This window comes from Haloferax sp. ATB1 (assembly GCF_000730175.1).
The window spans coordinates 1-24,449 of the sequence record NZ_JPES01000100.1; the positions used below are offsets into that span (position 1 = coordinate 1).

Consider the following 24,449-nt stretch of genomic DNA (forward strand, 5'->3'; position numbering starts at 1 on the left):
CTCGGCCGAGCGGGGACGACGCCGACCGTGTCGGTTCTCGCTGCCGGGAGCCTCCAGCGGGCGCTCACCGCCGAGTTCGAAGCGCCGGAGGGAACCCGCGTGGAGGTCGAGGCACACGGTTCCGCCCGCGTGGCTCGGATGGTCGACGACGACCAACGCGACCCCGACATCGTCGCCCTCGCGGACCCGACGCTGTTCGACGCGCCGCTTTCGGTCCCGTGGTACGCGACGTTCGCCAACAACGCGCTCGTCGTCGCGTACAACCCCCAGACCGACGGCGGAACGCGAGTCGCCGACGCCGCGTCGTGGCCCGACGCCCTCCTCGACGACGGCGTCAGCCTCGGCCGAACCGACCCTGACCTCGACCCGCTGGGCTACCGGACGCGGTTCGCGCTCGCGCTCGCCGCCGACTACTACGACCGGCCGGCGCTCGCCAATGACCTGCTCCGCCGCGACCAGATTTACCCCGAGACGCAACTGCTCGCGCAGTTCGACGCCGGCGGCGTCGATGCAGCGTTCGTCTACCGGAGCATGGCCGTCGAGCGCGACTACCCGTACCTCGAACTCCCGGCCGAAATCAACCTGAGCGACCCCGAACACGCGTCGGCGTACGCGTCGGTCTCCTACACGCTCCCGGAGGGTGTCACCGTCCGCGGCGGGCCCATCCGGTACGCTGCGACGCGACGAACCGACACGATGGCGGCGAAGTCGGTGTTCGAGGCGCTCGTCGGGACCGCCGGCGAGTTCCTCGAACCCTCCGGGTTCACCGTGCGTGCGAGCCATCCACACTACTTTGGAGATGTCCCACAGAGAGCCTAACCGCCGCGAGAGCGGCGTCACGCGACTCCTACCCGAGACGTGGCGAGGTCTGACGCTGCTTCTCGCCGGGATGCTCCTCGTCTACTACCTGCTTCCCATCGGCGCGCTCGTCCTCGCACAGTCGCCGGCGTCGCTGGCGGACGACGTGACGAGCGAGGTCGTCCTGACCGCCGCCACCAACTCCGTCGTCGCGGCGACGCTGAGCACGCTGGTCGCCGTCGCCTTCGGCGTTCCCTTGGCTTACTGGCTCTCGCGCACGTCGTTCCGCGGCCGCGACGTGATTCTGGCGATGGTCATGCTCCCGCTCGTGCTCCCGCCGGTCGTCAGCGGGATGTTACTGCTCAAGCTGGTCGGCCCCGCGGGACTCGGCCAACTGACGAGCGTCCCGCTCACGCGCTCGCTGGTCGGGGTCGTCCTCGCGCAGACGTACGTCGCCTCGCCGTTTCTGGTCGTGACCGCGAAGACGGCCTTCGACGGCGTGGACCGACAACTCGAAGCGGCGGCCCGCTCGCTCGGCGAGGACCGCGTCGGGAGCGTCCGGCGCGTGACGCTCCCGCTGGCGAAGCAGGGCATCCTCGCCGGCGTGACCCTGACGTTCGCGCGGGCGATGGGTGAGTTCGGCGCGACGCTCATGCTGGCGTACTACCCGCGGACGCTCCCGGTGCAAATCTGGGTGTCGTACCTCTCGACCGGCCTCGACGCCGCGTTCCCGGTCGCGCTCGTCCTCGTCGGCATCGCTGTGGGGGCGATTCTGCTGGTCCACGCGCTGGGGACGAACCCGTGGGAGTGAGGGCGGACGGAACCGGTAGATACCGACCAGTTTGCCGAGCGTCCGGCGACGGGAGTAGTTCGGCACCGACATCCGAATCGGCACCCACCTTCTTTACGGAGCGTTCCGTGGTCGCGAATAGAGGACTCGATGACATCGAAACAGGGTGGACACACACCGCTTTCCCCTCGCGCGACGCGAGCGTTCGAGCATCTTCGGCCCCTCGTTTCCGACCGCGACGCCGGGATGCCCGTGACCGACGCGCGCCGCCGGGTGCGCTCGGCGGGCGAAGACCCCGAAGCCGTCGACGAACTCCTGAACAAGGGGTATCTCTACGAAGTCGAAGGCGACGTGTACGTGACGTGAGAGTCGACGCGCCGGCCTGACCGAGGCGACCGACCCGAGCGAAGGCGGACCACCGAACCGGACGCGACGGAGTGGGAGGCCCCACGCCGACCCGCGACCCGCTCGCGGGAGTCAGGGGCGGCTATCCTGTGACACGCGAAGATTTTCGACTATATAGCTCCCGTTCGGCTCGTGAGACGCACGTATCGGTCACGAGAATCGCGAGCGCGGGAGGCCACGAAATACTTAGACCGCGAGCGAGACGTCCGGCGTGCATCATGAAGAAGGTCCTCGCACGAATCGGAATCGGCAACGCGACCGTCGATACCGTCCTCCCCTCCGACACCGTCCGCCCCGGCGAGACGGTCGATGCAGAAGTGCGCATCGAAGGCGGGTCGACAGAACAGGAAATCGGGAAGATTCGGTTCGAACTGGAGACCCGCTACCGGACCGAAGAGGGCTACCGAGAGGTCGACATCGCACAGTACACCCTCGCGGAGAGCCTCACTATCCACCCGGACGAGCAGGAGACGCGAGAGGTCTCGCTCGACATCCCTCACGGAACGCCCGTCACGCTCGGCAACGTCGACGTGTGGGTCGAAACCGAACTCGACATCGAGTTGGCCGTCGACCCCGAAGACAAAGACTACCTGAACGTCCAGCCGACGCCGCGGCTACAAGCCGTCTTCGACGCGCTCGACGACCTCGGCTTCTCGCTGCACACCGCCGAGTGCGAAGCCGACCCCCACGGCGTGTTCACCTCGACTCGGCGCTTCGTACAGGAGTTCGAGTTCCGACCCACGTCGGGACCGTTCGCCGGCGAGTTAGACGAACTCGAAGTCGTGCCGCGACCGGGCGAAGACGCGCTCGAACTGCACATCGAAGTCGACCGTCGCGGTGGCGTACTGGGCGAGCTTAGCGACCTGGACGAGCGGACGGTCCAGACGACGGTTCGGACCACCGACGCGAGCGAGGTCCGCGACGAACTGGAATCGCTGATTCGCGCGAACGCCTGACGACGGAACGCGGAGCAACTCACCCCAATCGACTTCCGGCTACCCAACGCTTTTGCGTCGATTCGGCGTATCCCCGCGGGCATGACGACACCCGACGACATCGACCTGGGCTTCGTTCCGTTCGGCGAGACGGGCCTCCAGACGAGCGAACTCCAGTTCGGGACGTGGCGGTTCGGCAAGGAGACCGAACAGGGCAACGTCGAAATCGACGAGGAGCGCGCGCACGAGTTGCTCGACGCCTACGAAGCGGCCGGCGGGCGCTTTATCGACACCGCTGACATCTACGGCGGCGGCGCGAGCGAGCGCTGGATCGGTGACTGGCTCGAAGACCGAGACCGGGAGCGATTCACCATCGCGTCCAAAATCTACTGGCAGATTCGCGACGGTGACCCGAACAGCCGCGGGACGAACCGGAAGAACATCCGGCACCGCATCGACGCCCTGCTCGACCGCCTCGACACTGACTACGTGGACGTGCTCTACATCCACCGCTGGGACGACGAGACGCCCACGCGCGAGATGATGAAGACGCTCAACGGCCTCGTCGAAGACGGGAAGGTCCACTACCTCGGTGCGTCGACGCTCCGCCCGAACGCGTGGAAGGTCGCGAAAGCGAACGAAATCGCCCGCGCCGAGGGCTGGGAGCCGTTCACCGTCGCCCAGCCGCGGTACAACCTCGTCGACCGCGAAATCGAGGGAGACTACCTCGAGATGACCCGCTCGTACGGCATCGCGGTCTGCCCGTGGAGCCCGCTCGGACAGGGCTTCCTCACCGGGAAATACACCCGCGAGGACGGTCTCACCGGCGAGTCCCGCGCCGCGGAGTCCAGCCGGTTCGAGGAGTCGTATCTGACGGCGGAGAACTTCGACGTGCACGACGAACTCGACGCGGTCGCCGAGGAAGTCGACGCGACGCCCGCTCAGACGGCGCTCGCGTGGCTCATGCACCGCGACGGCGTCACGGCACCCATCGTCGGCGCGCGCACGGTGGAGCAACTGACCGAGAACCTCGAAGCCGCCGCTATCGACCTCACGGACGAACAGGTCGACCGTCTGACTGAGGCGAAGCCCGACCCCTACGCGGGGCTCTAACTTCAGCGTCGAAGAAAACGGTGATACAGCCTCCGGGAGAACACAGCGTTCAATGAGTCGCCCACTCTGGTACCCGGCCGTCGACGATGTCGTCGAGATACACGATGACATCGTTTCAGAGTATGCGGAGACGACGCGCGGGGTCCAGAGCGAGGGAGATGTCGAGTTCGCGCTGGAGTATATCGAAACGGGAAGCTTCGGCGCAGCACCGGAGACCATACACGAGAAAGCGTACCACCTACTCCGACTCCTCGTCGCTAACCATCCGTTCGTCGACGGGAATAAACGAACCGCACTGAACACGACAGTCGTATTCTACCTGCTCAACGGGTATCGATTGGAGTACGGCCACGAAGTCAGAGAGATTCTCAAGCAGTCCGGAACCGATGAAGCCGCCACGGACGGGACGACGTTATCGATTATCTCCGGACACACACCAAAGAAGTCGACCTCGATGACGTGGTCGAACAGTGGCGAAACGGACTCGTTCGGCACGGACTCGACCAGTTGGCCGACGACGCATCAGACCCGAACGAATAACTCTACCGAGGACACAGTAGACGTATGGCAACGAAAGACGGCGCGAACAATGAATCCGAACTCGACAGGGTGATGGAAGACATCCGTCGAGAACTCGTTCTCCGCGTCGCGAAGGCCGACCGCGACGACCACCGGAGCGTGTACGACGTACTCGAGCACGAGTAAACGCCGGTTTTCCGTGTGACCGCCGAGTTGGGAAACTAGTAGGACTTCTGGGACTTCTTGAGTCAATATCCGGAGGGAATCCGGGGTGAACCGTACTCCGTTACACGCCCTCGCGAATCGTCTTGTAGAGGTGTGCGAGCGTCTTCATCCCCGCCGCGTTCCGTTCGAGACTGTAGAAGGGGTGGAGTTCGGGGTTGAACTTCGCCTTGTATCGGTTGATGCGGCGGTTGTTCGCGCCGACGAGGTCGTAGGTCGTCCGCCCGCGGTCCATCGCGTCGCGCATGATGCGCCAGTCGAGCAGGTCGTTGACGGCGAGGTCTGTCTCCACGTCGGTCCGCACGCCGCCCTGCCACCGCGACACCGTCTCCTTGTAGTCGACGACGAGGATGCCGCCGACGAACTCGCCGTTGGTTCGGAGGACGTAGGGTCGAATCTGTCCCGTCGGGGAGGGTGGTGTAGAGGTCCGTGACGAACGCCGGGGTCGACCGGTACGAGATGCCCTGTGATTCGTAGCGTGAGGCGACCTGTTCGACGATTTGCTCGATTGCTTCGGGACCGCCCTCCTCGATGGAGTACGCGTCGTCGGGCGCGTTCCGGATGTTCGACCGGGCGTCGCTACTGAAGCTCATAAACACGTCGTCGACGCCGGGCGAGAGGTCGACGTGGGTAGGTGTACTGCGGTGTTATCGTGTAGTCGTTCCACGAGAAGGCTCTGAGGTCGTCGTACCGACCGTCGAGGCGGATGTGGGTGTAGCGCGGTCGAATCTCGTCGCGGACCCATTCGAGGCAGGCGTCGATGAACTCGTGGTGTCGACCCTCACGCTTTCGCTGTTTCATGTGGTCCATGTTCAAGAGGACCGGACCGAGGTACGCGACGCGAAGCTCCGGCGGCGGCGAGAACACCGTCGCTATCGGTCCCTTGTCGATTCGGAACAGCGGGAACAAGCCGACGACTTCCTCGCCTTTTCGTCCGACGAGCGGAACCAACTCCGCGCCGGCGTGCGCCGCCTGAATCTCCAGCGCGTCGTACTGATGGAACGCGTTGCCGTGCGGTGACTGTTCGACGAACGCGTCCCAACTGTGGACGTCATCTCCAGTCGCCCGCCGAACCTCGATACTCATGAGTAAGGTGCCTGAACTGTCGCGTCCGACCCCTTTGTTATGCACCCGTTAGGAGGGTTATTCCGGCCGATTCGGACGAACGACAACGCCATTCCGGCTGGCGTTAGGAGCAACCGAACAGAACAAATTATTGACAAGAAATCGGAGGAGCGCGAGTGTTCACGGAGCGGGGTGGGAGGTGGGTGCGTCGCGGGGACTACCCTCGCGTTTGTAAATCCGGGTCGAAGCCACCGTTTTACGCCGAGAGACCGATATTCGACTATGACTGGCCTCTCCGAACGCGCCGCGTCGCTCGTGACGAGCGAACCGCTCATGGCGCACCTCGCGACCAGCGTCGACGACCGCCCGCACGTCGCGCCCGTCTGGTTCGACTACGTGGACGACCGCGGGGTAATCGAGGTGCTCACCACGGGCCGGAAACTCGCCAACATTCGCGAGAATCCGCGCGTCGCGCTCTCCGTCCAGAAAGACGAGAAGGGACAGGCGCAATGGAAGGTGACGATTCTCGGGACGGCCACCGTCGTCGCCGACGACGATGAGGCCGTTCGAGATGCCACGCGGCGAATCAACCGGAAGTACGGGGCCGAAGAATCCGCGTGGCCCGAAAACGAACTCGTCCGAATCTCGGTGGGGACCGCGACGGTCAGCGAGTACTGACGTCGTTCAGTCGGCCGACGGCGTCTCAGTCGGACGACGGCGCGTCGGTTCGGCCGTCGTCGAATCGCCGAATCTCCCGCGAGAGCCGACCGAGGTCGAACCCGGCGTCCGTGAGTCGGGCGGCGACGAGCGCCGCCGCCGTCGACACCACGAACGCCCCGCCGAAGGAGGTGAGATACAGCGGGTCGGCGGCGGGGAGCAGGCCGCCGACGACCGGAATCGACGTGATGACGCCGCGGAGGTCGGGGAAGAACGCGAGGCCGACGGCGAGCCCGGTGAGACTGCTTGCGAGTGCGCCGGGGCCGGTGATTCGCGTCGAGTACAGCCCGTAGACGAGGGGGAAGGCGACCGCCGCGCCGAGCAGGTCGGCGAAGAAGAACAGTCGGAGGACGCTCTGGGCCCGGAGACTGACGTAAATCGCGGCGACCGCGACGGCGATTGTGAGCGCCCGCGACCCGAGCGCGAGGCGGCGGTCGCTCGGCTCCGCGAGCAGGCGGGCGAGGTCCGCGGTCACGAGGCTCGAAAGCGCGTTGAACAGCGTGTCGATGGAGCTCATCACGAGCAGGAGCGCGAGGAGGACCGCCACGAGGACGAGCCACTCGGGGAACGCCTCGCCGAGGAGGACGAAGAAGGCGGCGTCGGCGTTGTAGCCCGCGCTCGCGGGGTCGGTGACCACGGCGGCGTTGCCGACCGCGACGACGCCGAAGAAGGCGGTGACGAACACGATGGCACCGTTGGCGAGCGCCGCGGTCCGAAAGCTCCGCCCGACCGTCTCCGACGAGTCGGCCGCGTAGATGCGTTGCCACCACGTCTGGTTGATGAGTTCCGCGCCGAGGATGGCGAACGCGAGCGCGAGTCCGAACTGGAGGCCGGCGACCGCGCCGAGGTCGAGGAGCGCGGGGTTCGTCGCCGTGATACCGTCGATGGCGGCGGCGGGACCGCCGAGCGCGACGAGCGCGCCGACGAACGCGAGCAGCAAGAGCGGGATGACGATGACCGCTTGGACCGCGTCGGTCGCGATGCTGGCTCGGAGGCCGCCGTAACTCGTGTAGAGGAGGACGAAGCCACCGACGAGGAGCGCGGTCTGCCACTGCGGAACGCCGGCGACGAGCGCGAGCGCGCCAGCGATGCCGGTCAGCTCGGCGGCGAGGAAGATGAACATGTAGAGCGCGCTCACGAGGAGGACGAAGGCGTACATCGCGGTCCCGTAGCGGGCGTGAGCGTACTCGGTCAGCGAGTGGCCCTCGGGGATGAGTTCCCGGATTCGAGGGCCGAGGCGGGCGTAGACGAGCATCGGGACGGCCTCGCCGACCGCGTAGCCGACGACGGCCGCGATACCGAAACTCGCGCCCGCTTCGGGGGCCGAAAAAAGCACCCAGACGCCCATGACGGACGCGACGAGCGTCGCCGTCGTCCGCCGGCTCCCCGCGGAGTCGCGGGCGCTGATGAGGTCCTCGACGGAGCCGACGCGGCCGCGGGAGAACCACACGCCGACGCCGGTAAAGGCGACGAGCGTCGCGACGGTCAGCCCGAGCGCGACGGTCGAACTCACCATCGGCCGTCACCCGGTTGGGAAGACCCGTCGGTCGACTGTGAGAGCGTTGACGTGGTTGCAGTCGCGGTCGAATCGCCGGACGGAGCCAGTTCGTACGCCTCGTCGAAGAACGCGACCTCCAGTTCGACCGTGCGGCGGAACAACTGTTCGAGCCGCCGTTGTCGGCGCGGTGAGGCGGCCGCGCCCTCGCGGTCGAGTTCCGTTCGGAGCCACTCGACGAACGCCGCGAAGTCGTCGACTGCGTGGAGGTCAATCCACTCGGAGAGGTAGAACCGCGAGGGCGATTCGTCGGGGTTAGTACCGGCATCGGCCGCGTCGGTTGCCCACGACAGGTAGACCCACTCAGCGGGGACGAGCACCGCCAGCGTCTCCGCGTACCCGCCCTGCCCCGCGGCGCGTTCGAGGAGGTCGATGAAGGCGCGCGTCGTCGGCGTCGTCTTCGGGTCCGAGTAGACGGACTCGGGAACGTCGAGCGCGTCGAACGACCGCAGGAAGTAGTCGTCCTCGTCGTCGGTGAGAACGCCGAGGAACGAGACGAGTTCCGACTTCGACTCCATAGTCGGCGCGGTGCCGACAGCGTGGCCGAAGACGCCGACGAGCGTCTCCACGAAGGCGTAATCCTGTACGAGATACTGCCTGAACACGTCGTCTGCGAGTTCGTCTGCGGCGAGTTCTCGCGTCAGTCGGTGAGCGGTCGCGTCGTCCCACGAGTCGCCCGCGCGCTCACGGAGCCAGTCGGTGAATCGCGGGTCCGACCGCGACGCGGCGAACTCGTCGTACGTCTCGGGGGTCGGCTGGCTCTCACCGGGCGAGCCGAACGAATCGCCGTCGGTCATAAAGGCCACTCCTCCCGCCGCCACGCGGCGTCCCAAAACAGGTACTCGTACTGCGCCGACGTGCGGAACAGGTCGCGGTAGCGCTCGCGGTCCGACTCGGTCGCGCTCGCGGCCACGTCGTCCATGAGCGACTTACACCAGTCGGTGAGTTCAGTGAACTCGTCGCCGGCGTACATCTCGACCCACGCGGCGTACTGGTCGTGGTCCGGGATTCCTGCATCGGCGAGACGGAGACCGGTCTCGTTGAACCCCCACATACAGGGGAGCAGGGCGGCGACGATGTCGCCGAACGAGCCGAGCGTCGCGGTGCGAACGAGGAAATCCGTGTAGGCCCGGGTCGTCGGTGACGGCGTCGTCGCTTCGAGTTCGTCGGGCTCGATGCCGAACTCGGCGGCGTAGCTCCGGTGAAGGTCCATCTCCTCGTTGACGGTCGATTCGAGGAGGCTCGCGAACGTCCCCATGGAGTCGAGCGTCGGGGCCTTCGCGGCACCGAGCGCGAAGAGGCGACTGTACTCGACGAGGTAGACGTAGTCCTGCCGTACCCAGTAGCGGAACGGCTCCTCGTCGAGGCTCCCCTCCCCGAGTCGGACGACCATCGGATGGTCGAGGATGGCCGACCAGAACTCGTCGGCCTCGTCGTGAATCGTGTCTGTGAACGCCATGGAGAGTAATCGAAGAAGACGCTGAAAAGAATTATGATGAGGTAATATTCATTGGTTATCCCATGCAGAGCCCGTCTCGACTGTTGTCCGACCGCCGGTATCAACTCACCCAGTAAGTCGACCGCCCGGTCAGCGGTGGGTTAGCCGTCCAGTTGTCCAGTTGTCCGGTGATTAACGCGTGTGAACGACCCCGGTAGTTTAAGTCGAGCGAGTGTCAACGAATCCACAAGATGTCGCACGTGAACGCCGTCGGGTCCATCGAGATTCAGAACGTCGTCGCTTCGACGGAGGTTCCGGTCGAACTCGACCTCGAACGACTCTCGCTCGATATGGACGGGACGGACTACGACCCCGAGAACTTCCCCGGACTCGTCTATCGAACCCGAGACCCGAAGTCGGCGTGTCTCGTCTTTCGCTCCGGAAAAATCGTCTGTACCGGCGCGGACAGCGTCGACGACGTGAGCACGGCCATCAAAACGCTGTTCGACGAGTTCACCGACCTCGGCGTGCCCGTTCCCGAGGATGCGGATATTACGGTCCAGAACATCGTTTCGAGCGCCGACCTCGGCGAGGCGCTCAACCTGAACGCGCTGGCCATCGGGCTCGGTCTCGAAGCCGTCGAGTACGAACCCGAGCAGTTCCCCGGCCTCGTCTATCGTCTCGACGAACCGAGCGTCGTCGTCCTCATGTTCGGAAGCGGGAAAATCGTGATTACGGGGGCGAAGCGGACTGCCGACGCCGAAGCGGCGCTCGAGACGGTCGACGAGGACGTTCGCGAGCTCGGACTGCTCGGGTGAGCACTCGGTGAGTACTCGACGGGTACTCGGTGGCCGTTGAGACACCGGGTGGCGCACTGACGTGTTGGCAAAACTGAGAAGACGGTGAACTGGAGCTCGGTAGACGGTATCGGTGCTGACGGTGGCTGTTTTCGGGTTGTTGTCTGCCGGTTCCCGCTTCTCGTCCGTCCCGTCTCCTTTAGTCTCTGATTCGTTGCTTGTTGTTGTGTTGTTGTAGTGTTGTGCTGAGTAGTAGAACTAGTAGAGTAGTAGAACTAGTAGTCTAGCTACTAGTGTTAGTCCAGTGCGTCAGTGAGGAGAACACCATCGCGTCGTTGGATGTGTGTCGAGGTGTCGTAGCTATTCTTCGAAATGGGTGTTGTTCATGATTTGTCCGTCTGCGCTCGGGAGTACACACACACACACCCCCCTCGCGTTTGTAACGGCTACGCCAGACCCTAGGCGAATTCGACACACCCCCCTCGCGTTTGTAAATCTAGGGGCAAAATCAACCGACAACACCCCGTTCGCCGACCCACCCCCACACCGATTCGCGTTACATCCGCGAGGGTGGTGTGTCTGCACCGCCGCTCTCGCCACTCGACGTTACAAACGCGACGGTACTCCCCCGCTCGATTACAAACGCGAGGGTGGTCTCTCGGCGGTCGAGTTACAAACGCGAGTGTACCCCCACCGACCGCGTCCTCCCCGTGACCGTTTCGGCCGTTACAAACGCGAGGGTGGTGTCTGACAGTCTTACTTGCGCGATACTACTCGTTGATCGTCGAATCCAAAACCGGGACTGAAAGTACCGCTCAAACGGCCGTATTTATCGCTGTTACAAACGCGAGTCCACCCCTTCACCTTTATTAGGGGTGAGTATGAATAGCGAACTCACATGACATCGGACGAGAGCGAGGGTGGGACTCGCGACCCGCTGTTTCGCTACGACCAGCCTATCTTCGCGAATGAGGATATCCTCAAAATCTCTCACCTCCCGGGTCCCGACAAGATCGTCGGTCGCGACGAGCACATGTCGAAAGTCGCACAGGCGCTCAACCCCGCCATCTTCGGACGTGAACCGACCCACCTGTTCATCTTCGGGAAGACGGGGTCGGGCAAGACGCTCACCGCCCGACTCGTGAGCGAGCGACTCCAACAAGAGGCGGTCCGCGAGGACGTCGACGTCCGTATCGCCGTCATCGACTGCGGCGAACAGCACACCGAGGCGTCGGTCATCAAGACGCTCGCCTCGCAGGTCAACGACCCGTCGAAAAGCGGGATGACGATTCCCGAGCGCGGGCTGTCGACCGGCGACTACTACAATCGACTGTGGCAGGTGCTCGACACCTGCTCCGACGTGACCATCGTCATCCTCGACGAGATAGACATGCTCCGCGACGACGAGGTGCTTCGAAAGCTCTCGCGTGCGGGCGAAAACCAGAAGATAGTGGACTCGCGCATCGGCATCATCGGCATCTCGAACAAGATCGATTACCCCGAGGAACTCACGGAGCGCGTCAAATCGAGCTTCGCCCACGACGAACTCGTCTTCCCGTCCTACGACGCGAACCAACTCCGCGAAATCCTCGAAAACCGGAAGGACGCGTTCAAGCCGAGCGTTCTCACCGACGACGTGATTCCCCTCGCGAGCGCGCTCGCCGCCCAGGAACACGGCGACGCTCGGAAGGCCATCGACATCCTCCGGAACGCCGGTCGCATCGCGCGAAACGAGAGCGCCGAGACCGTCACCGACGACCACGTGCGGGCCGCCAAAGAAAAGAGCGAGGCCGACCGCTTCAGCGAACTCCTCGAAGGGACCGCCACGCAGTCGAAAGCCGTCCTCTACTCGCTTGTCCTCCAGACCGGCGGCCGAAAGACCGCCGAGATTACGACGAACAAGATTTACCGACAGTATCTCACGGTCGCCGACGACCTCGACATGGACCAACTCTCCGAGCGCCGCGTGCAGGAACTCCTGCAGGAACTCGACTTCCTCAACGTCATCCAGTCGGAGGTCCGGGGTCGCGGCCGCGGGCAGGGCGTCCACGGGACCCACCGCCTGCTCGAAGACCCGGACATCGTCAAGCGGGTGCTTCTCCGGGACAGTCGTATCTCCACGCTCGAATAGCGGCGCGCGACACGCGACACGCGGCGTTCGCACGAATCCTTCGACGCCTGCGCCCGCGTCGGAAAAAAGCTACCGCACGAACCCTTAACACACGCCCGTCTCTGTCGATAGACGACCAAAACCATGGACGAGGAGTTACTCTCGTTGCTCACGAGTCTCGTCGAAATCGAGACCGAAAACCCACCGGGAGACGAGGCGGCGGCGGCGAACTTCGTGTACGACTGGCTCGAATCCCGAGGCGTCTCGGCGACGCTCATCGAGGAACCGTTCCCCGACCGACCGCAGGTCGCGGCGCGCGTCGGCGACGGCGAGCCCTCGGTCGTCCTCAACGGCCACCTCGACGTGGTCCCGGCGGGCGACCGTGACAAGTGGACGCACCCGCCGTACGAACCGACCGTCAGAGATGGCAGACTGTACGGCCGCGGGAGCGCGGACATGAAATGCGGCGTCGCCCTCGCGATGCTCGCGACGGTCGAGTTCGCCGACGCGTTCGATTCCGGAGCGCTCGACGGCTCGGTCGTGTTCCACGCCGCCGTCGGCGAGGAGACGGCCGAACCGGGAACGAAGACGCTCCTCGAACGCGGCTACGACGGTGAGTACGGCGTCGTGCTCGAACCGACGGCGCTGCGGACCGCGACGAGCGCGAAGGGGCTCGGATGGTACGAGATTTCCGTCGGCGGCGACCCGTCACACGCGAGTCGCCCCGACGAGGGGGACAACGCGATTGGGAACGCCCGTCTCGTTCTCGACGCGCTCGAAGCGTACGACGAGGAGATTCGAGCGCGCTCCGACTCGCTCGTCGGTCACCCGACCGCGACGGTCACGCGGTTCGAGGCGGGGACGAAGGAGAACGTCGTCCCGGAGAGCGCGACGATAACGGTCGACCGGCGGTTCGTCCCCGCGGAGTCCGTCGAGGAGGTCGACGCCGAAATCGACGCGCTACTCTCCGACGTCGAGGCCGAACACGACCTGCGCGTCGAGTGGACGCGAACGCGGGTCTACGAATCGGCGGCGGTTCCGACCGACAGCGACATCGCGACGCGCTTTCGGGACGCGGCCGCCGAGCGGGCGGATATCGACCCCGAGCCGTGGGGTATTCGGGCGGCGACCGACGTTCGGAACCTCGTCAACGACGCCGGGATGGACGCGGTTACGTGGGGGCCGGGGTCGATGGCGCAGGCCCACGCCTACGACGAGTATATCGAACTGTCGGAGGTCGAAGCCGGGTACGACATCCTCCGCACGGCGCTCCGCGGGCTGTTCGAAGCCGGCGAGAACTGAACACTCGTCCGTCGGATGGGCGGCCCGGAAAAAAGCGGCTGACGGCGACGCCAGTTATTCGACGAGTTCTTCGAACCGTTCGACCGCGGCGCTCGCGACCGCCATGTCTTCGGACACCTCACCGCCGCTGACGCCGACGGTCCCGACGATTTCGCCGTCGACTTCGAGGGGATAGCCGCCGCCGAAGACGACGAGTCGGTTCTCGTCCGTCGTCTGGAGACCCCAGAGCGACTCGCCGGGCTCGGTCGCCTCGGCGAGTTCGTGCGTGGGTGTTTTGAGCGCGGCCGACGTGTACGCCTTGTTCCGAGAGATGTCGACGCTCGCGAGCCACGCGTCGTCCATTCGGTGCTGTGCGATGAGGTTACCCTCCGGGTTCGCGACCGTAATCACCATTCGCAGTCCCATCGACTCGGCCTCCGCTTCGGCCGCTTCGATGAGTACCTTCGCCGTCTCGAGATTGATTGCATCGGACATATCGCTTCGTCGAAACCGGTCTCGACGGTCCTACTTATACGTGCGCCGCGGGTCTCGGATGGCCTACCGATTTCGCTTCTTTCTCCCGATTTCGGGCGTCTGAGTGACCCTCGAACCACTCGGACGAGAGAACAACAAAAGTAAGAATTTTTATAATTCGTGTCGCCCGCTTGTGAGACTCCATCGGAAGGCGTTCGGTTCGAGGCGAACCGACTCGGTGTCCGGTCAGTCGTACAGCGGGTACTCGTCGGTCAGTTCGTCGACCTTCTGGTCGACGAACCCCTTGACCGACTCGTCGTGCGGCGCGTCGACGATCTCGTAGATGAGGTCGGCGACGGTCCGGCAGGCCTCCTCGTCGAAGCCGCGGGTCGTCAACGCGGGCGTGCCGGCGCGAATCCCGCTCGGGTTGAACGCCGAGCGACTCTCGCCGGGGACCGTGTTGGCGTTGAGGACGATACCGACCTCTTCGAGGGCCGCTTCCACGTCCTTGCCGGTCGTGTCCGGGTGCGACGGCCGGAGGTCGACGAGAACTAAGTGGGTGTCCGTGCCTCCGGAAACGAGTTCGAGGCCGCGCTCCTGTAGCCGCTCGCCGAGGGCGGCGGCGTTATCGACGACCTGCGACGCGTACTCCTCGAACTCGGGAGTCAGCGCCTCGCCGAAGCCGACGGCCTTGCCGGCGACGTTGTGCAGTATCGGTCCGCCTTGGAGTCCGGGGAAGACCGCGGAATCGACGTCGTCGGCGTGTTCTTCGTCGCACATGATGATACCGCCGCGACCCGACCGAATCGTCTTGTGGGTCGAACCGGTGACGAAGTCCGCGGTGCCGACGGGAGACGAGTGTTCACCCGCAGCGACGAGGCCCGTGATGTGGGCGATGTCGGCGAGGTGGTACGCGTCAACCGCCTCGGCCGCGGCCTGTACGCGCTCCCAGTCGACCTCTCGGGGGTACGCGGAGTACCCCGAGATGACGATGTCAGGGTCGAATTCCTCGGCCTTCTCGGCGAGTTGCTCGTAGTCGACGTAGCCGGTCTCGGCGTCGACCTCGTACTGTTCGACCTCGTACGTCTTCCCCGCGACGTTCACCGGATGTCCGTGGCTCAGGTGGCCGCCGTGGGTCAAATCCAGCGAGAGAATCTTGTCGCCGGGTTCGAGCACGGTGAGGAACACACCCATGTTCGCCTGCGACCCCGAGTGCGGTTGGACGTTGACGTGGTCGGCGCCCCAGAGCTCCTTGGCGCGGTCGATGGCGAGCTGTTCGACCTCGTCGGCGTACGCACAGCCGCCGTAGTACCGACTTCCCGGGTAGCCCTCGGCGTAGTTGTTCGTCAGCTCCGAGCTTTGGGCCTCCATGACCGCCTCGCTGACGTGGTTCTCACTCGCTATCATCGCGAGGGTGTCGTTCTGTCGCCCGCGTTCGCCTTCCAGCGCGTCGGCGACGGCCGGGTCGGTCTCTCGAACGGTGTCGTAAGGCATCGTGGGTGCATCTCGACTCTGCGGTATAACGCTTCGCTGCGGCCGGACCTGAGGCGACGACGACCGACGAAAACCACAAACTGACAGAAAACGTATGGTATGTGGTCGCGTCGGTCGCCCCGACGAGATGGCCCTTGATGGTTCCGAAGGAATCCCGAATATGTGGTCTATACTCCCCGGAATCGACGCTTTCAGTGTTTCGTACGCCTCCCCGAAGTTCGTCGACCGGCGATAGCTCTATATTGGAACTTCGTCACGTTCGTCACACACCGTGCTAAGAATTATCACAGCTCACCGGAAGTCCCGGGGCCGAGGCGACGGGCGTGCGTCGCCTCACCGCGCAGGACGGCGGATCGCCGGAGTGGGTCGCTCATGAACGAAACGCGGCCGTCCCCGGTACAGTACAGCGATATCGAGCGCGCGCGCGAGCGTCTCGAAAACGACCGCGTCGTCAAGCGGACGCCGATAGAGCGGAGCACCTCCCTCGGCGAGCTGGTCGGCGCGGACGTCTACTTGAAGATGGAACACCTCCAGTGGACGGGGTCGTTCAAGACGCGGGGCGCGTACAACAAGATTCGACAGGACACCGACCGCGGAATCGACGAGTTCGTGGCCGCGAGCGCCGGCAACCACGCGCAGGGCGTCGCGCTCGCCGCGACCGAGTGCGGCGCCGACTCCACGGTTGCGATGCCGGAGAACGCCCCGCAGACGAAAATCGACGCGACTCGCGACTACGGCGCGGACGTCGAACTCGTCGGCGAGGACTTCCAGGAGACGATGGCGTACGCGCAGTCGCTCGCCGAGGGCTCGGACGCCGAGTTCGTCCACGCGTACGACGACCGCGACATCGTCGCCGGGCAGGGGACGCTCGGCGCGGAGATGTACCGCGACCTCCCCGAGATGGACACCGTGGTCGTCCCCATCGGCGGCGGCGGACTCATCTCGGGCATCGCCACCGCCATCAAACACCACGACCCCGAGATTCGCGTCGTCGGCGTGCAGGCCGCGGGCGCGGAGACGGTCCACGAGAGCCTCGACAAGGGCGTTCCCGTGACGCTCGACGACACGAACACCATCGCCGACGGCATCGCCACCGGCGGCATCTCCGAGTTGACGCTCCGAACCATCGAGGAACACGTCGACGAGGTGGTCACGGTCTCCGACGGGGAAATCGCAGAGGCGATTCTCCTCCTGCTCGAACGCGCCAAGCAGGTCGTCGAGGGAGCCGGTGCCGCCTCGGTCGCCGCCGTGCTGAGCGACGACCTCGACGTCGAGGGCGAGATCGTCATGCCGCTTCTCTGCGGGGGGAACCTCGACATGACGATGCTCCAGACGGTGCTCGTCCACGCGCTCACCGGCCGCCGACAGACCCTCCGACTGCGAGTTCGGATACGCGATCGACCGGGCGAGATGGCGCGGCTCTCCCGACTCATCGCCGACCGCGACGCGAACATCCACGACGTTCGGCACGTCCGCGCCGTCGACGCCCTCGACGTCGGCGAGGCCCATCTCCTGTTCCGCATCGAGACCAAAGGAGCAGAGCACGCGGCCGCCGTCGTGGACACCATCGAAGACGCGGGCTACGCGGTCGACGACGTCTCGGAGGAGAGATAGCTCCGACCTCCCGGCGTCTCGACCGTTCTCGTCGCCGAACCACGTGCTATCTCACTTCTAACAGGAGTCGCGGGCCGCGGCCGTCGAAGCCGTCGCCGCGGCCGAGTCGCGCAGCGCCCGCTAGTTCTCGCCGGCCGACTGTCTGATACGCGCGACGACGTCGTTCCGACTCACGTCGGGGTCGTCGTCGGTCGTGAGACGCCCCATCACGAACTCCAGCAGGTCGAGCGTCTGGAGTAGTTCGAGCGCTTCGGTTCGGTCGAGGTCGATGGATTTCCCGAACTCGCGAATCGTCTTCGCGTCGTTGGCGGCGTCGGCGAGTTGGTCTATCGTCACGGACTCGGGCAGGCCGATTCCGTCGGCGAGCGCCTCGGGCGACCCGCCGGAATCGTCCGCGGCCGTCGGTCCCGGTGTTTCCACCGGCGACTCGTCGGCGAGCGACGTCTCGTAGGAGTCCGGTTCGTGGACGCCCTGTGCGATCATGTACCGTCGGACCGTCTCGTCCGACACGTCCATCTCGAACGCCGTCGCCATCCGGTCGAACGTCTCGTACCTCGCGTACACCGCTTCGAGATACGCCGTGTCCTCGAACGCCGGCACGTCCGGACTCCGCACGCTACCGAGCGATTCGGGAACGTCGGGCCCCGCGGAACCCTCCGCGGAGGGCGCGTCGGTTGTGACCGTCACGACGGCCGTCGGCTCGGCGTCGAGCGAGACTTCGGCCGCGTCGACGTCGACGTGTTCGTGGTCGCTCGGAACGACGTCGTCGATTTCGAGCGTGAGCCCGATGGTCCCGTCGGACTCGATTGCAGTCTCCCGGGTCCGGGTCCGCACGGGCGACTCGGCTTCGTCGCTCGGCGAGAGCGCGAACTCGATGTCCGCCGACGCTCCCGACTCCGTGACCGCAACGGACGAGTCCCGGACGCTCGCGGCTCCCGCCCGCTCGCACTCTTCGAGGAATTCACCCAGTCGCCGAAGCGATGTGCCCACGCTCATTGTACGGTTCCCCAGACGCGCCGAGGCCCCCTGAAAAGCGGTGTGGAATACTGAGTCGGTTTATATAGCCCCACAGAATATGCGGCGAAAACTATAAACGAGAATCTGCTGTTCAAAATACTATACCGTGCCCATGAGACACGTTTCTATCGCGAACGTCGAAACGACTTCGCGGACTTCAACCGATTCGACACTCTGGTTTGGTCGGTGTCGAATCCACTGGGCCACGAGGTGAAGCCACAATGAGCTTGATAACTGTCGCCGACATCGCGCACGACGACCTCGCGCTGACGCCGACGATTCAGTCGGAAGCCGCGAGCGAGATAGACGTTGTCTCTCAGTCCGGGACTGATCCCGAGACGGGCCAGTTCTTCTTCGCCGTGAAGAACGCGGACGTCGCCGCGTTCGAAGAGGCGTTGGAAGCCGACCACACCGTCCGCGACTGGTGGCTCGTCTCCGAGCGTGAGGACTCCGTCGTCTATCGCATCGGCCACACGAACGACGCGATACTCCTGTCGCCGATAGTCACGGAACTCGGCGGACTCATGCTCGACGCGTGCAGCAACGAGACGTCCGGGTGGCGGGTCCGTCTCCAGTTGTCGGACCGCGAGGCGCTCGCGGAGCTCTGGGAGTACTGCGAGGCCAACGACATCTCCTTCGACCTGAATCGGATGTTCCAGCAGGACGGCTGGATGAACGGCGAGCCGAGTAAGCTGACCGACGCGCAGCGCGACGCGCTCGTGGCCGCCTACGAGCACGGCTACTTCGAGGAACCGCGAGAGGCGGCGTTAGACGACCTTTCGGACGTGCTCGACATCTCGCCGACTGCTGTTAGTGGGCGTATCAGGAGAGGGACCGCGGAGCTGGTCGAGTCGATTCTCGTAGACGAGTGACCGCCTCAGAAGGGGCTGCGGGAGTCAGACCGCGAGAACGTGGTCGTCCCGCGGTTCGTAGATTTCTCCGCTCATTCGCAGGTCGTAGACGGCGTCGAGCGCGTCGCCGATGGCGACGCCGCTGTCCGTGAGCGCCGCGGCGAGTCGCCCGAGTTCGACGCCGTCCGGGTGACGTTCGCCGAGTTCGACGAGGGCTGTTTTCACGTCTTCGGCGTCGACTTCGGCGTCGAACGCGACGCGTTCCCACTCGACGTCGTGGCCGGTGACGTCCGCGTGTCGCCGGTACAGTTCGACGGCGTCGTTGGGCTCCGAAACCGCGACGTGGAGGTCGCACGACGGACAGGTGACGACCCCGGCGCGGGGCTTTTCGGCCAGTTCGGCGTCCCCGTCGTCAGGCATTGTACGCGTCCTGCGCGAGCCGGTGGAGTTTGTGGACCGTGTGTTCGTTCGGCCCGAGCTGCGCCTGCCCGAGCGCGCCGGACGTGAGCCCCTCGTACTGCCGCTCGACGAGCTCGAAGTCCTCCTCTTGGAGCTGGCGGCTCGTCTGGACGAACTCCTCTTCTTCGTCCGAGAGGTCGGCGTCGCGGAAGTAGTAGTCCGCGATGAGCTGGAAGCGCCCCTCGTCGATTGGGTCGATGATGTACGTGCCGTAGCCGTCGGCGGTGCCGTACATGTTGACCGTGAAGTTCGGCCAGAAGTAGTAGAACTTGGCCTCGTGTTCGGGGTGGATGCGCATCTCGTCGTCGACGTCCTCTCTGTGCTTGTAGTGGAGCACCCAGTGGTAGTCGTTGACTTCGAGTTCGGACTCCATGAGTTCGAGCCCCTGCACCCAGTCTTGGTGGTTCGCCTGACAGTGGTCGCACTCCGAGTAGTTCCCGCTGAACGTCTTCCAGTTGCACTCGACCTCGGAGACGTACCGCCGGGCGTGTTCGTACTCGCCGAGCGGCAGGTCTTCGAGTTCCGTCTTCATCGACCCTGCCTGTTCGGCAAGCGAGAGGCTCGGTTCGTCCTCGAAGTTGACGAACACGAGCGGCCCGATGGCGTCCGTGTTGACCTCCATGAGGCCGTTTTCTTCGGGGTCGAGCTCGCCGACGGCGTCGTCGTCGAGGTCGGGGTTCAGACTCGCCTCCTCGAAGCTCTTCGGGGTGCTCTGGAGCGACCCGTCGAGTTCGTACGCCCAGAGGTGGTACGGGCAGGTGATTCGACTCAGGCTTCCGGGGTCGGTCATCGGCGTCTCGTCGAGCATCTTCGACCCGCGGTGGGCACAGACGTTGTAGAACGCCCGAACGTCGCCGTCGCCGTCGCGGGTGACGATTATCTGCTTGTCGCCGATGGTCCGCGTGAAGTAGTCGCCCGCGTCCGGGATGTGGGTCTCGTGACCCGCGTAGACCCAGTACTGACCGAACACTTTCTCCTTTTCCATCTCGTGAACCTCCGGGTCGGTGAAGTACCTCGCCGGGAGCGCGTTCGTTTCCGCGGTGATGTCGGCACTTACTGCACCGATTTCGTCACGACCGTTGTTCCACCGTGTCATGGGAGGAAGAAACACACATCCGATGAAAAGGATTCGTCGGGAATAGTTGAGCCGTATAAGTGGCGGTGGATATCCGCGAGCGGTCGGCGTTCGGCCGCCAGCACCGATATCGACGGATCAGGCGTCGTCTCCCTGAAAAAGGGGCTCCGTGATACAGGTCAAGAGTGAAGGGGGGACGTTCCGAACCGCCGGACACCATGAGTGTCCGTGACAACCAATACGACGTCGCCGTCGTCGGGGTCGGCGGGATGGGGAGCGCGACCGCGTACCACCTCGCCGACCGCGGCCTCGACGTCGTCGGTCTCGAACGCTACGACATCCCCCACTCGCAGGGGTCCTCGCACGGTATCACGCGCATCATCCGGCGCGCGTACTACGAACACCCCTCGTACGTCCCGCTCATCGAGCGGGCGTACGACCTCTGGGACGACCTCGCCGAGGAGACCGGCCGCGATGTCATCCACCGAACCGGCTCCATCGACGCCGGGCCGGTCGACAACGACGTGTTCGCGGGTTCGAAACGCTCCTGCGAGGAACACGACATCCCCCACGAGGTGCTGACCGGCGCGGAGGTCAACGAGCGGTTCCCCGGCTACGAACTCCCAGAGGAGTACCGCGCGGTCTATCAGGAAGACGGCGGGTTCGTCGTCCCCGAGCAGGCGATTATCGCGCACACCGAGGCCGCACAAGCACGGGGTGCCGAGATTCGCGCGCGCGAGCGGGTCGAAGACTGGGCGGAGACGAACGACGGCGGGGTGCGCGTCCGCACCGACCGGGGGGTCTACGTCGCGGACGCGCTCGTGCTCGCCGCGGGCGCGTGGAACTACAAACTCGCCGACGCCCTCGACGGGCTTGCGGTCCCCGAGCGACAGGCGCTCGCGTGGTTCCAGCCCGAGTCGCCGGCGACGTTCGCGCCCGAGGAGTTCCCCGTCTGGAACCTCAGCGTCCCCGAGGGCCGGTTCTACGGGTTCCCGGTCCACGACGTGCCGGGGTTCAAACTCGGCAAGTACCACCACCGAGACGAGGATGTCGACCCCGACGACTTCGACCGCGAGCCGAACCGCGCCGACGAGGCGATACTCCGGGACGTCACGGAGAAGTACTTCCCGGAGGCCGCGGGGCCGACGATGTCGCTCGCGACGTGCATGTTCACGAACTCGCCGGACGAACACTTCATCCTCGACACGCTGCCGGACCACCCGCAGGTCGCCGTGGGTGCCGGCTTTTCGGGACACGGCTTCAAGTTCGCCAGCGTCATCGGCGAAATCCTCGCCGACCTCGTCGTCGACGGCGAGAGCGACCTGCCGCTCGACATGTTCTCGCTCGACCGGTTCGAGTGACGACGGGCGGTCGCGATTGCCGCTCGTCAACCGATCTGACGATATAATTTTCGTAACTGTTCCTCTTTTGCGTATAAATGCCACTGTTATCCAAGCCGACTTGTTATGATGTGTAATACCGATGGGATGGTTGAATCGTGAGGGGTGTGGTCCTGTGTCATGGTCAGAGTGGACGCGTCGAAGTCGACGCGGGCCGTCTCTCGACGGTGACACCGGGTGGCCCCAAAGCGGGGACAGCGATATGAACGAACACGAATTCAGGCGACGGTTATCAACGGAGGCTGTATCGAATGGCGAATAGCAACGATTCGACCGACCGGTCGACGAACGACTTACAGGCGGACGTATTCTACCCCGAGACGGAGCGCGAACCCGGCGACGGAAACATCCAGCGGTGGGGGCTCGACATCCATCCTGTCGTCTTCCCAGCCGCGCTCTTGGTAATCGGCGTCTTCGTCGCGGCGACGCTCATTCTCGGCGAGCAGGCGGCGAGCGTCTACTCGGCCGTCAGGGGCTTTTTCGAGGGTAACTTCGGGTGGTTCTTCCTCCTGTCGGTGAACCTCTTTATCGTGGTCTTGGCGTACTTCGCGCTGAGTAAGTACGGAAAGATAACGCTCGGCGGTGTCGAGGCCGAAAAGGAGTTCAGCGACTTCTCGTGGATGGCGATGCTGTTCAGCGCGGGCATGGGCATCGGGCTCATGTTCTACAGCGTCTCGGAGCCGCTGTACTACTTCACCAACGTCCCCGGCTTCTTCGACGCCGAGGCCGGGTCCGGCGCTGCGGGCATCGCCGCGATGACGCAGACGTTCTTCCATTGGGGATTCCACCCGTGGGCCATCTACGGTCTCGTGGGATTGGGGCTCGCGTTCTTCTCGTTCAACAGGGGGCTTCCGCTCACTTTCCGGTCGATTTTCTGGCCGCTCCTCGGCGAGCGAATCTACGGCTGGCCGGGCCACCTCATCGACCTCGTGTCGGTGTTCGCGACGCTGTTCGGCCTCGCCACGTCGCTCGGCCTCGGCGTCGCACAGATAAACACGGGCCTGTCGTACATCCTCGGCGAGAGCATGCTCGGCGTCCTGAGCCTTCCGAACAACACGGGGATGCAGATCGGGCTCATCGCCGTGATTACTCTCATCGCCACCGCCTCCGTCGCGGCCGGCCTCGAAGACGGTATCCGGCGTCTGAGCACGCTGAACGTCTTTCTGATGTTCGTCCTGTTGGCGTTCGTGCTCGTCGCCGGCGCGACGATGAGCATCTTCGGCGCGTGGGTGCAGGGCCTCGGGAACTACTTCAGCGACTTCCTCTCGCTCGCGTTCTTCACCGGGACGCTCGGCGACGGCGCGTCAACCGTCAACGGCTGGACGGTGTTCTACTGGGCGTGGTGGATTGCCTGGTCACCGTTCGTCGGTATGTTCGTCGCGCGCATCTCGAAGGGGCGGACGGTCCGCGAGTTCGTCTTCGGCGTGTTCGTCCTGCCGTCGCTGTTCTCGACGGTTTGGCTCTCGGCGTTCGGCGGGAGCGCGCTGTTCAACTCGCTTCAGGGTAACGGCGCGGTCCTCGCGACCTACGGCGAGGCCGGACAGACGGTCGCGATGTTCGCGCTCCTCGAACAGTTCCCGTTCAGCGCCGTCACGGGACTGCTCGCCGTGACGCTCGTGGTGACGTTCTTCGTGACCTCCTCCGACTCGGGGTCGCTCGTCGTCGACCACCTCACGTCGGGCGGCAAGCACGACGTGCCGCGGACCCAACGCATCTTTTGGGCGGTCGTCGAGGGTCTCGTCGCGGCGCTTCTCCTCTACGGCGGCGGCCTCGGCGCGCTCCAGACCGCGGCCATCGCGACGGGGTTCCCGTTCGCCGTCGTCCTCGTCGTCATGTGCTACACGGTCTATCTCGGTCTCGACAAGGAGTACGAACTCCTGCAGTCCGAGGAGTTCGCCGAGCGAATCGAGAACTTGTCGGACGAGGACATCGACATCGACGTCGGTCGCTCTCGGACGTCGGTCGTGACCAACGTCCAAGAGAACCCCAGCACGACGGACGACTGACGACGGGGTCACCGAACCGATGACTCGATGCTATCGATGAACGCGCTCGCTGTCGTTTCGGCGGCGTTCGCGGTTCTCCTTTTCGTCGTTGCGCTGTTCGCGATGACGGTCGGTGAGCTACGGGGCGCGGGTCTCGCGTTCCTGAGCGCCAGCCTCGTCATCTACCTCAGAGAGAAGTACCTCGTCGGCGAGTGACGCTCGTCGGCGAACGCTCCCCGTTGGCGAACGCTGCTCGTCGGCGCTCTCTCCTCGTGCAAACGACGCTCGCCCCGTGGCGAGACCCGGCTCTCACCACCCCCCGGTACGTATACACC

The 24,449-nt window shown here is 64.9% G+C and carries 23 protein-coding genes and 2 pseudogenes; 16 read left to right on the forward strand and 9 right to left on the reverse strand.

Translation table 11 applies throughout. The features are described 5' to 3' along the window. The 7 genes and pseudogenes from ATB1_RS16395 to ATB1_RS22540 form a co-directional block, all read left to right on the forward strand. The coding region (locus ATB1_RS16395) for an extracellular solute-binding protein (RefSeq protein WP_042665715.1) at positions 1–819 on the forward strand (819 nt) is incomplete at its 5' end. Beyond that, positions 800–1,609: a molybdenum ABC transporter permease gene (locus ATB1_RS16400; protein ID WP_042665717.1), complete on the forward strand. Its 810-nt coding sequence runs from the start codon at positions 800–802 to the stop codon at positions 1,607–1,609. The genes ATB1_RS16395 and ATB1_RS16400, both read left to right, overlap by 20 nt. Before the next feature lie 129 nt (positions 1,610–1,738). After that, positions 1,739–1,954 carry a hypothetical protein gene (locus ATB1_RS16405; protein WP_042665719.1) on the forward strand — a complete coding sequence of 72 codons (216 nt, stop codon included), beginning with the start codon at positions 1,739–1,741 and terminating at the stop codon, positions 1,952–1,954. Between the two features lie 257 nt (positions 1,955–2,211). Continuing rightward, positions 2,212–2,949: a sporulation protein gene (locus tag ATB1_RS16410; RefSeq protein ID WP_042665721.1), complete on the forward strand. Its 738-nt coding sequence runs from the start codon at positions 2,212–2,214 to the stop codon at positions 2,947–2,949. Positions 2,950–3,030: 81 nt separating this feature from the next. Then, entirely contained in the window at positions 3,031–4,041 is a 1,011-nt protein-coding gene (locus ATB1_RS16415) for an aldo/keto reductase (protein ID WP_042665723.1), read from the forward strand. 52 nt (positions 4,042–4,093) lie between these two features. Beyond that, positions 4,094–4,581: pseudogene (locus ATB1_RS16420) on the forward strand (type II toxin-antitoxin system death-on-curing family toxin). Between the two features lie 24 nt (positions 4,582–4,605). Further along, entirely contained in the window at positions 4,606–4,746 is a 141-nt protein-coding gene (locus ATB1_RS22540) for a hypothetical protein (protein ID WP_198526132.1), read from the forward strand. A gap of 100 nt (positions 4,747–4,846) precedes the next feature. Here ATB1_RS22540 and ATB1_RS16425 read toward each other — a convergent pair. Continuing rightward, positions 4,847–5,868, reverse strand: a pseudogene (locus tag ATB1_RS16425) (lipid II:glycine glycyltransferase FemX). Between the two features lie 261 nt (positions 5,869–6,129). On the opposite strand from ATB1_RS16425, the gene ATB1_RS16430 reads away from it, so the two are divergent. After that, positions 6,130–6,525, forward strand: coding sequence for a pyridoxamine 5'-phosphate oxidase family protein (locus ATB1_RS16430; RefSeq protein WP_042665725.1), 396 nt, complete (start codon positions 6,130–6,132; stop codon positions 6,523–6,525). 25 nt (positions 6,526–6,550) lie between these two features. Here the strand turns inward: ATB1_RS16430 and ATB1_RS16435 are convergent, their stop codons facing one another. From ATB1_RS16435 to tenA, 3 genes are read right to left on the reverse strand one after another with little or no spacing between them, the layout of a single operon-like run. Further along, a complete protein-coding gene (locus ATB1_RS16435; protein ID WP_042665727.1) occupies positions 6,551–8,080 on the reverse strand; it encodes a sodium:proline symporter in 1,530 nt (509 codons plus the stop codon). After that, positions 8,074–8,916 carry a TenA family protein gene (locus ATB1_RS16440; protein WP_042665729.1) on the reverse strand — a complete coding sequence of 281 codons (843 nt, stop codon included), beginning with the start codon at positions 8,914–8,916 and terminating at the stop codon, positions 8,074–8,076. Before ATB1_RS16440 ends, ATB1_RS16435 begins: the two co-directional genes overlap by 7 nt. Then, the gene (tenA, locus tag ATB1_RS16445; protein WP_042665730.1) at positions 8,913–9,578 is read right to left on the reverse strand and encodes a thiaminase II; all 666 of its coding nucleotides are present in this window, start codon (positions 9,576–9,578) and stop codon (positions 8,913–8,915) included. The genes ATB1_RS16440 and tenA overlap by 4 nt, the downstream gene beginning before the upstream one ends. Positions 9,579–9,808: 230 nt before the next feature. Here tenA and ATB1_RS16450 point away from each other — a divergent pair, with 230 nt between their 5' ends. The 3 genes from ATB1_RS16450 to ATB1_RS16460 all read left to right on the forward strand — a co-directional run bounded on the left by ATB1_RS16450 (position 9,809) and on the right by ATB1_RS16460 (position 13,766). Beyond that, positions 9,809–10,375, forward strand: a complete 567-nt coding sequence (locus ATB1_RS16450) for a TATA-box-binding protein (protein WP_042665731.1) — start codon at positions 9,809–9,811, stop codon at positions 10,373–10,375. 877 nt (positions 10,376–11,252) lie between these two features. After that, complete coding sequence (locus ATB1_RS16455; protein WP_042665733.1) at positions 11,253–12,485, forward strand: Cdc6/Cdc18 family protein; 1,233 nt, start codon at positions 11,253–11,255, stop codon at positions 12,483–12,485. A 123-nt stretch (positions 12,486–12,608) separates the two neighbouring features. After that, a complete protein-coding gene (locus tag ATB1_RS16460; protein ID WP_042665736.1) occupies positions 12,609–13,766 on the forward strand; it encodes a M20 family metallopeptidase in 1,158 nt (385 codons plus the stop codon). 54 nt (positions 13,767–13,820) lie between these two features. Here ATB1_RS16460 and ATB1_RS16465 read toward each other — a convergent pair whose 3' ends face one another. After that, positions 13,821–14,240 carry a heme-binding protein gene (locus ATB1_RS16465; RefSeq protein WP_042665738.1) on the reverse strand — a complete coding sequence of 140 codons (420 nt, stop codon included), beginning with the start codon at positions 14,238–14,240 and terminating at the stop codon, positions 13,821–13,823. Between the two features lie 225 nt (positions 14,241–14,465). Next, complete coding sequence (gene glyA / locus ATB1_RS16470) at positions 14,466–15,713, reverse strand: serine hydroxymethyltransferase (protein ID WP_042665741.1); 1,248 nt, start codon at positions 15,711–15,713, stop codon at positions 14,466–14,468. A 372-nt stretch (positions 15,714–16,085) separates the two neighbouring features. Between glyA and ilvA the strand changes: the two genes are divergently transcribed. Next, positions 16,086–17,327, forward strand: a complete 1,242-nt coding sequence (gene ilvA, locus ATB1_RS16475; RefSeq protein ID WP_042665743.1) for a threonine ammonia-lyase — start codon at positions 16,086–16,088, stop codon at positions 17,325–17,327. Between the two features lie 120 nt (positions 17,328–17,447). Here the strand turns inward: ilvA and ATB1_RS16480 are convergent, their stop codons facing one another. Further along, positions 17,448–18,323, reverse strand: coding sequence for a hypothetical protein (locus tag ATB1_RS16480; RefSeq protein WP_042665744.1), 876 nt, complete (start codon positions 18,321–18,323; stop codon positions 17,448–17,450). Between the two features lie 242 nt (positions 18,324–18,565). On the opposite strand from ATB1_RS16480, the gene ATB1_RS16485 reads away from it, so the two are divergent. After that, on the forward strand, positions 18,566–19,216 hold the full coding sequence (locus tag ATB1_RS16485; protein ID WP_042665745.1) for a helix-turn-helix domain-containing protein: 651 nt from the start codon (positions 18,566–18,568) through the stop codon (positions 19,214–19,216). 24 nt (positions 19,217–19,240) lie between these two features. Here ATB1_RS16485 and ATB1_RS16490 read toward each other — a convergent pair whose 3' ends face one another. Then, entirely contained in the window at positions 19,241–19,615 is a 375-nt protein-coding gene (locus ATB1_RS16490; protein ID WP_042665747.1) for a hypothetical protein, read from the reverse strand. Then, a complete protein-coding gene (locus ATB1_RS16495; protein WP_042665748.1) occupies positions 19,608–20,750 on the reverse strand; it encodes an aromatic ring-hydroxylating dioxygenase subunit alpha in 1,143 nt (380 codons plus the stop codon). The genes ATB1_RS16490 and ATB1_RS16495 overlap by 8 nt, the downstream gene beginning before the upstream one ends. A gap of 197 nt (positions 20,751–20,947) precedes the next feature. Here ATB1_RS16495 and solA point away from each other — a divergent pair, with 197 nt between their 5' ends. The 3 genes from solA (at position 20,948) to ATB1_RS22100 (ending at position 24,330) form a co-directional block, all read left to right on the forward strand. After that, positions 20,948–22,090 (forward strand): N-methyl-L-tryptophan oxidase, encoded by a 1,143-nt coding sequence (solA, locus tag ATB1_RS16500; protein ID WP_042661697.1) that lies wholly within the window; start codon positions 20,948–20,950, stop codon positions 22,088–22,090. Between the two features lie 290 nt (positions 22,091–22,380). Continuing rightward, positions 22,381–24,135, forward strand: a complete 1,755-nt coding sequence (locus ATB1_RS16505) for a BCCT family transporter (RefSeq protein ID WP_042661698.1) — start codon at positions 22,381–22,383, stop codon at positions 24,133–24,135. Positions 24,136–24,162: 27 nt separating this feature from the next. Continuing rightward, complete coding sequence (locus ATB1_RS22100; protein ID WP_157837696.1) at positions 24,163–24,330, forward strand: hypothetical protein; 168 nt, start codon at positions 24,163–24,165, stop codon at positions 24,328–24,330. Positions 24,331–24,449: the final 119 nt, after the last annotated feature.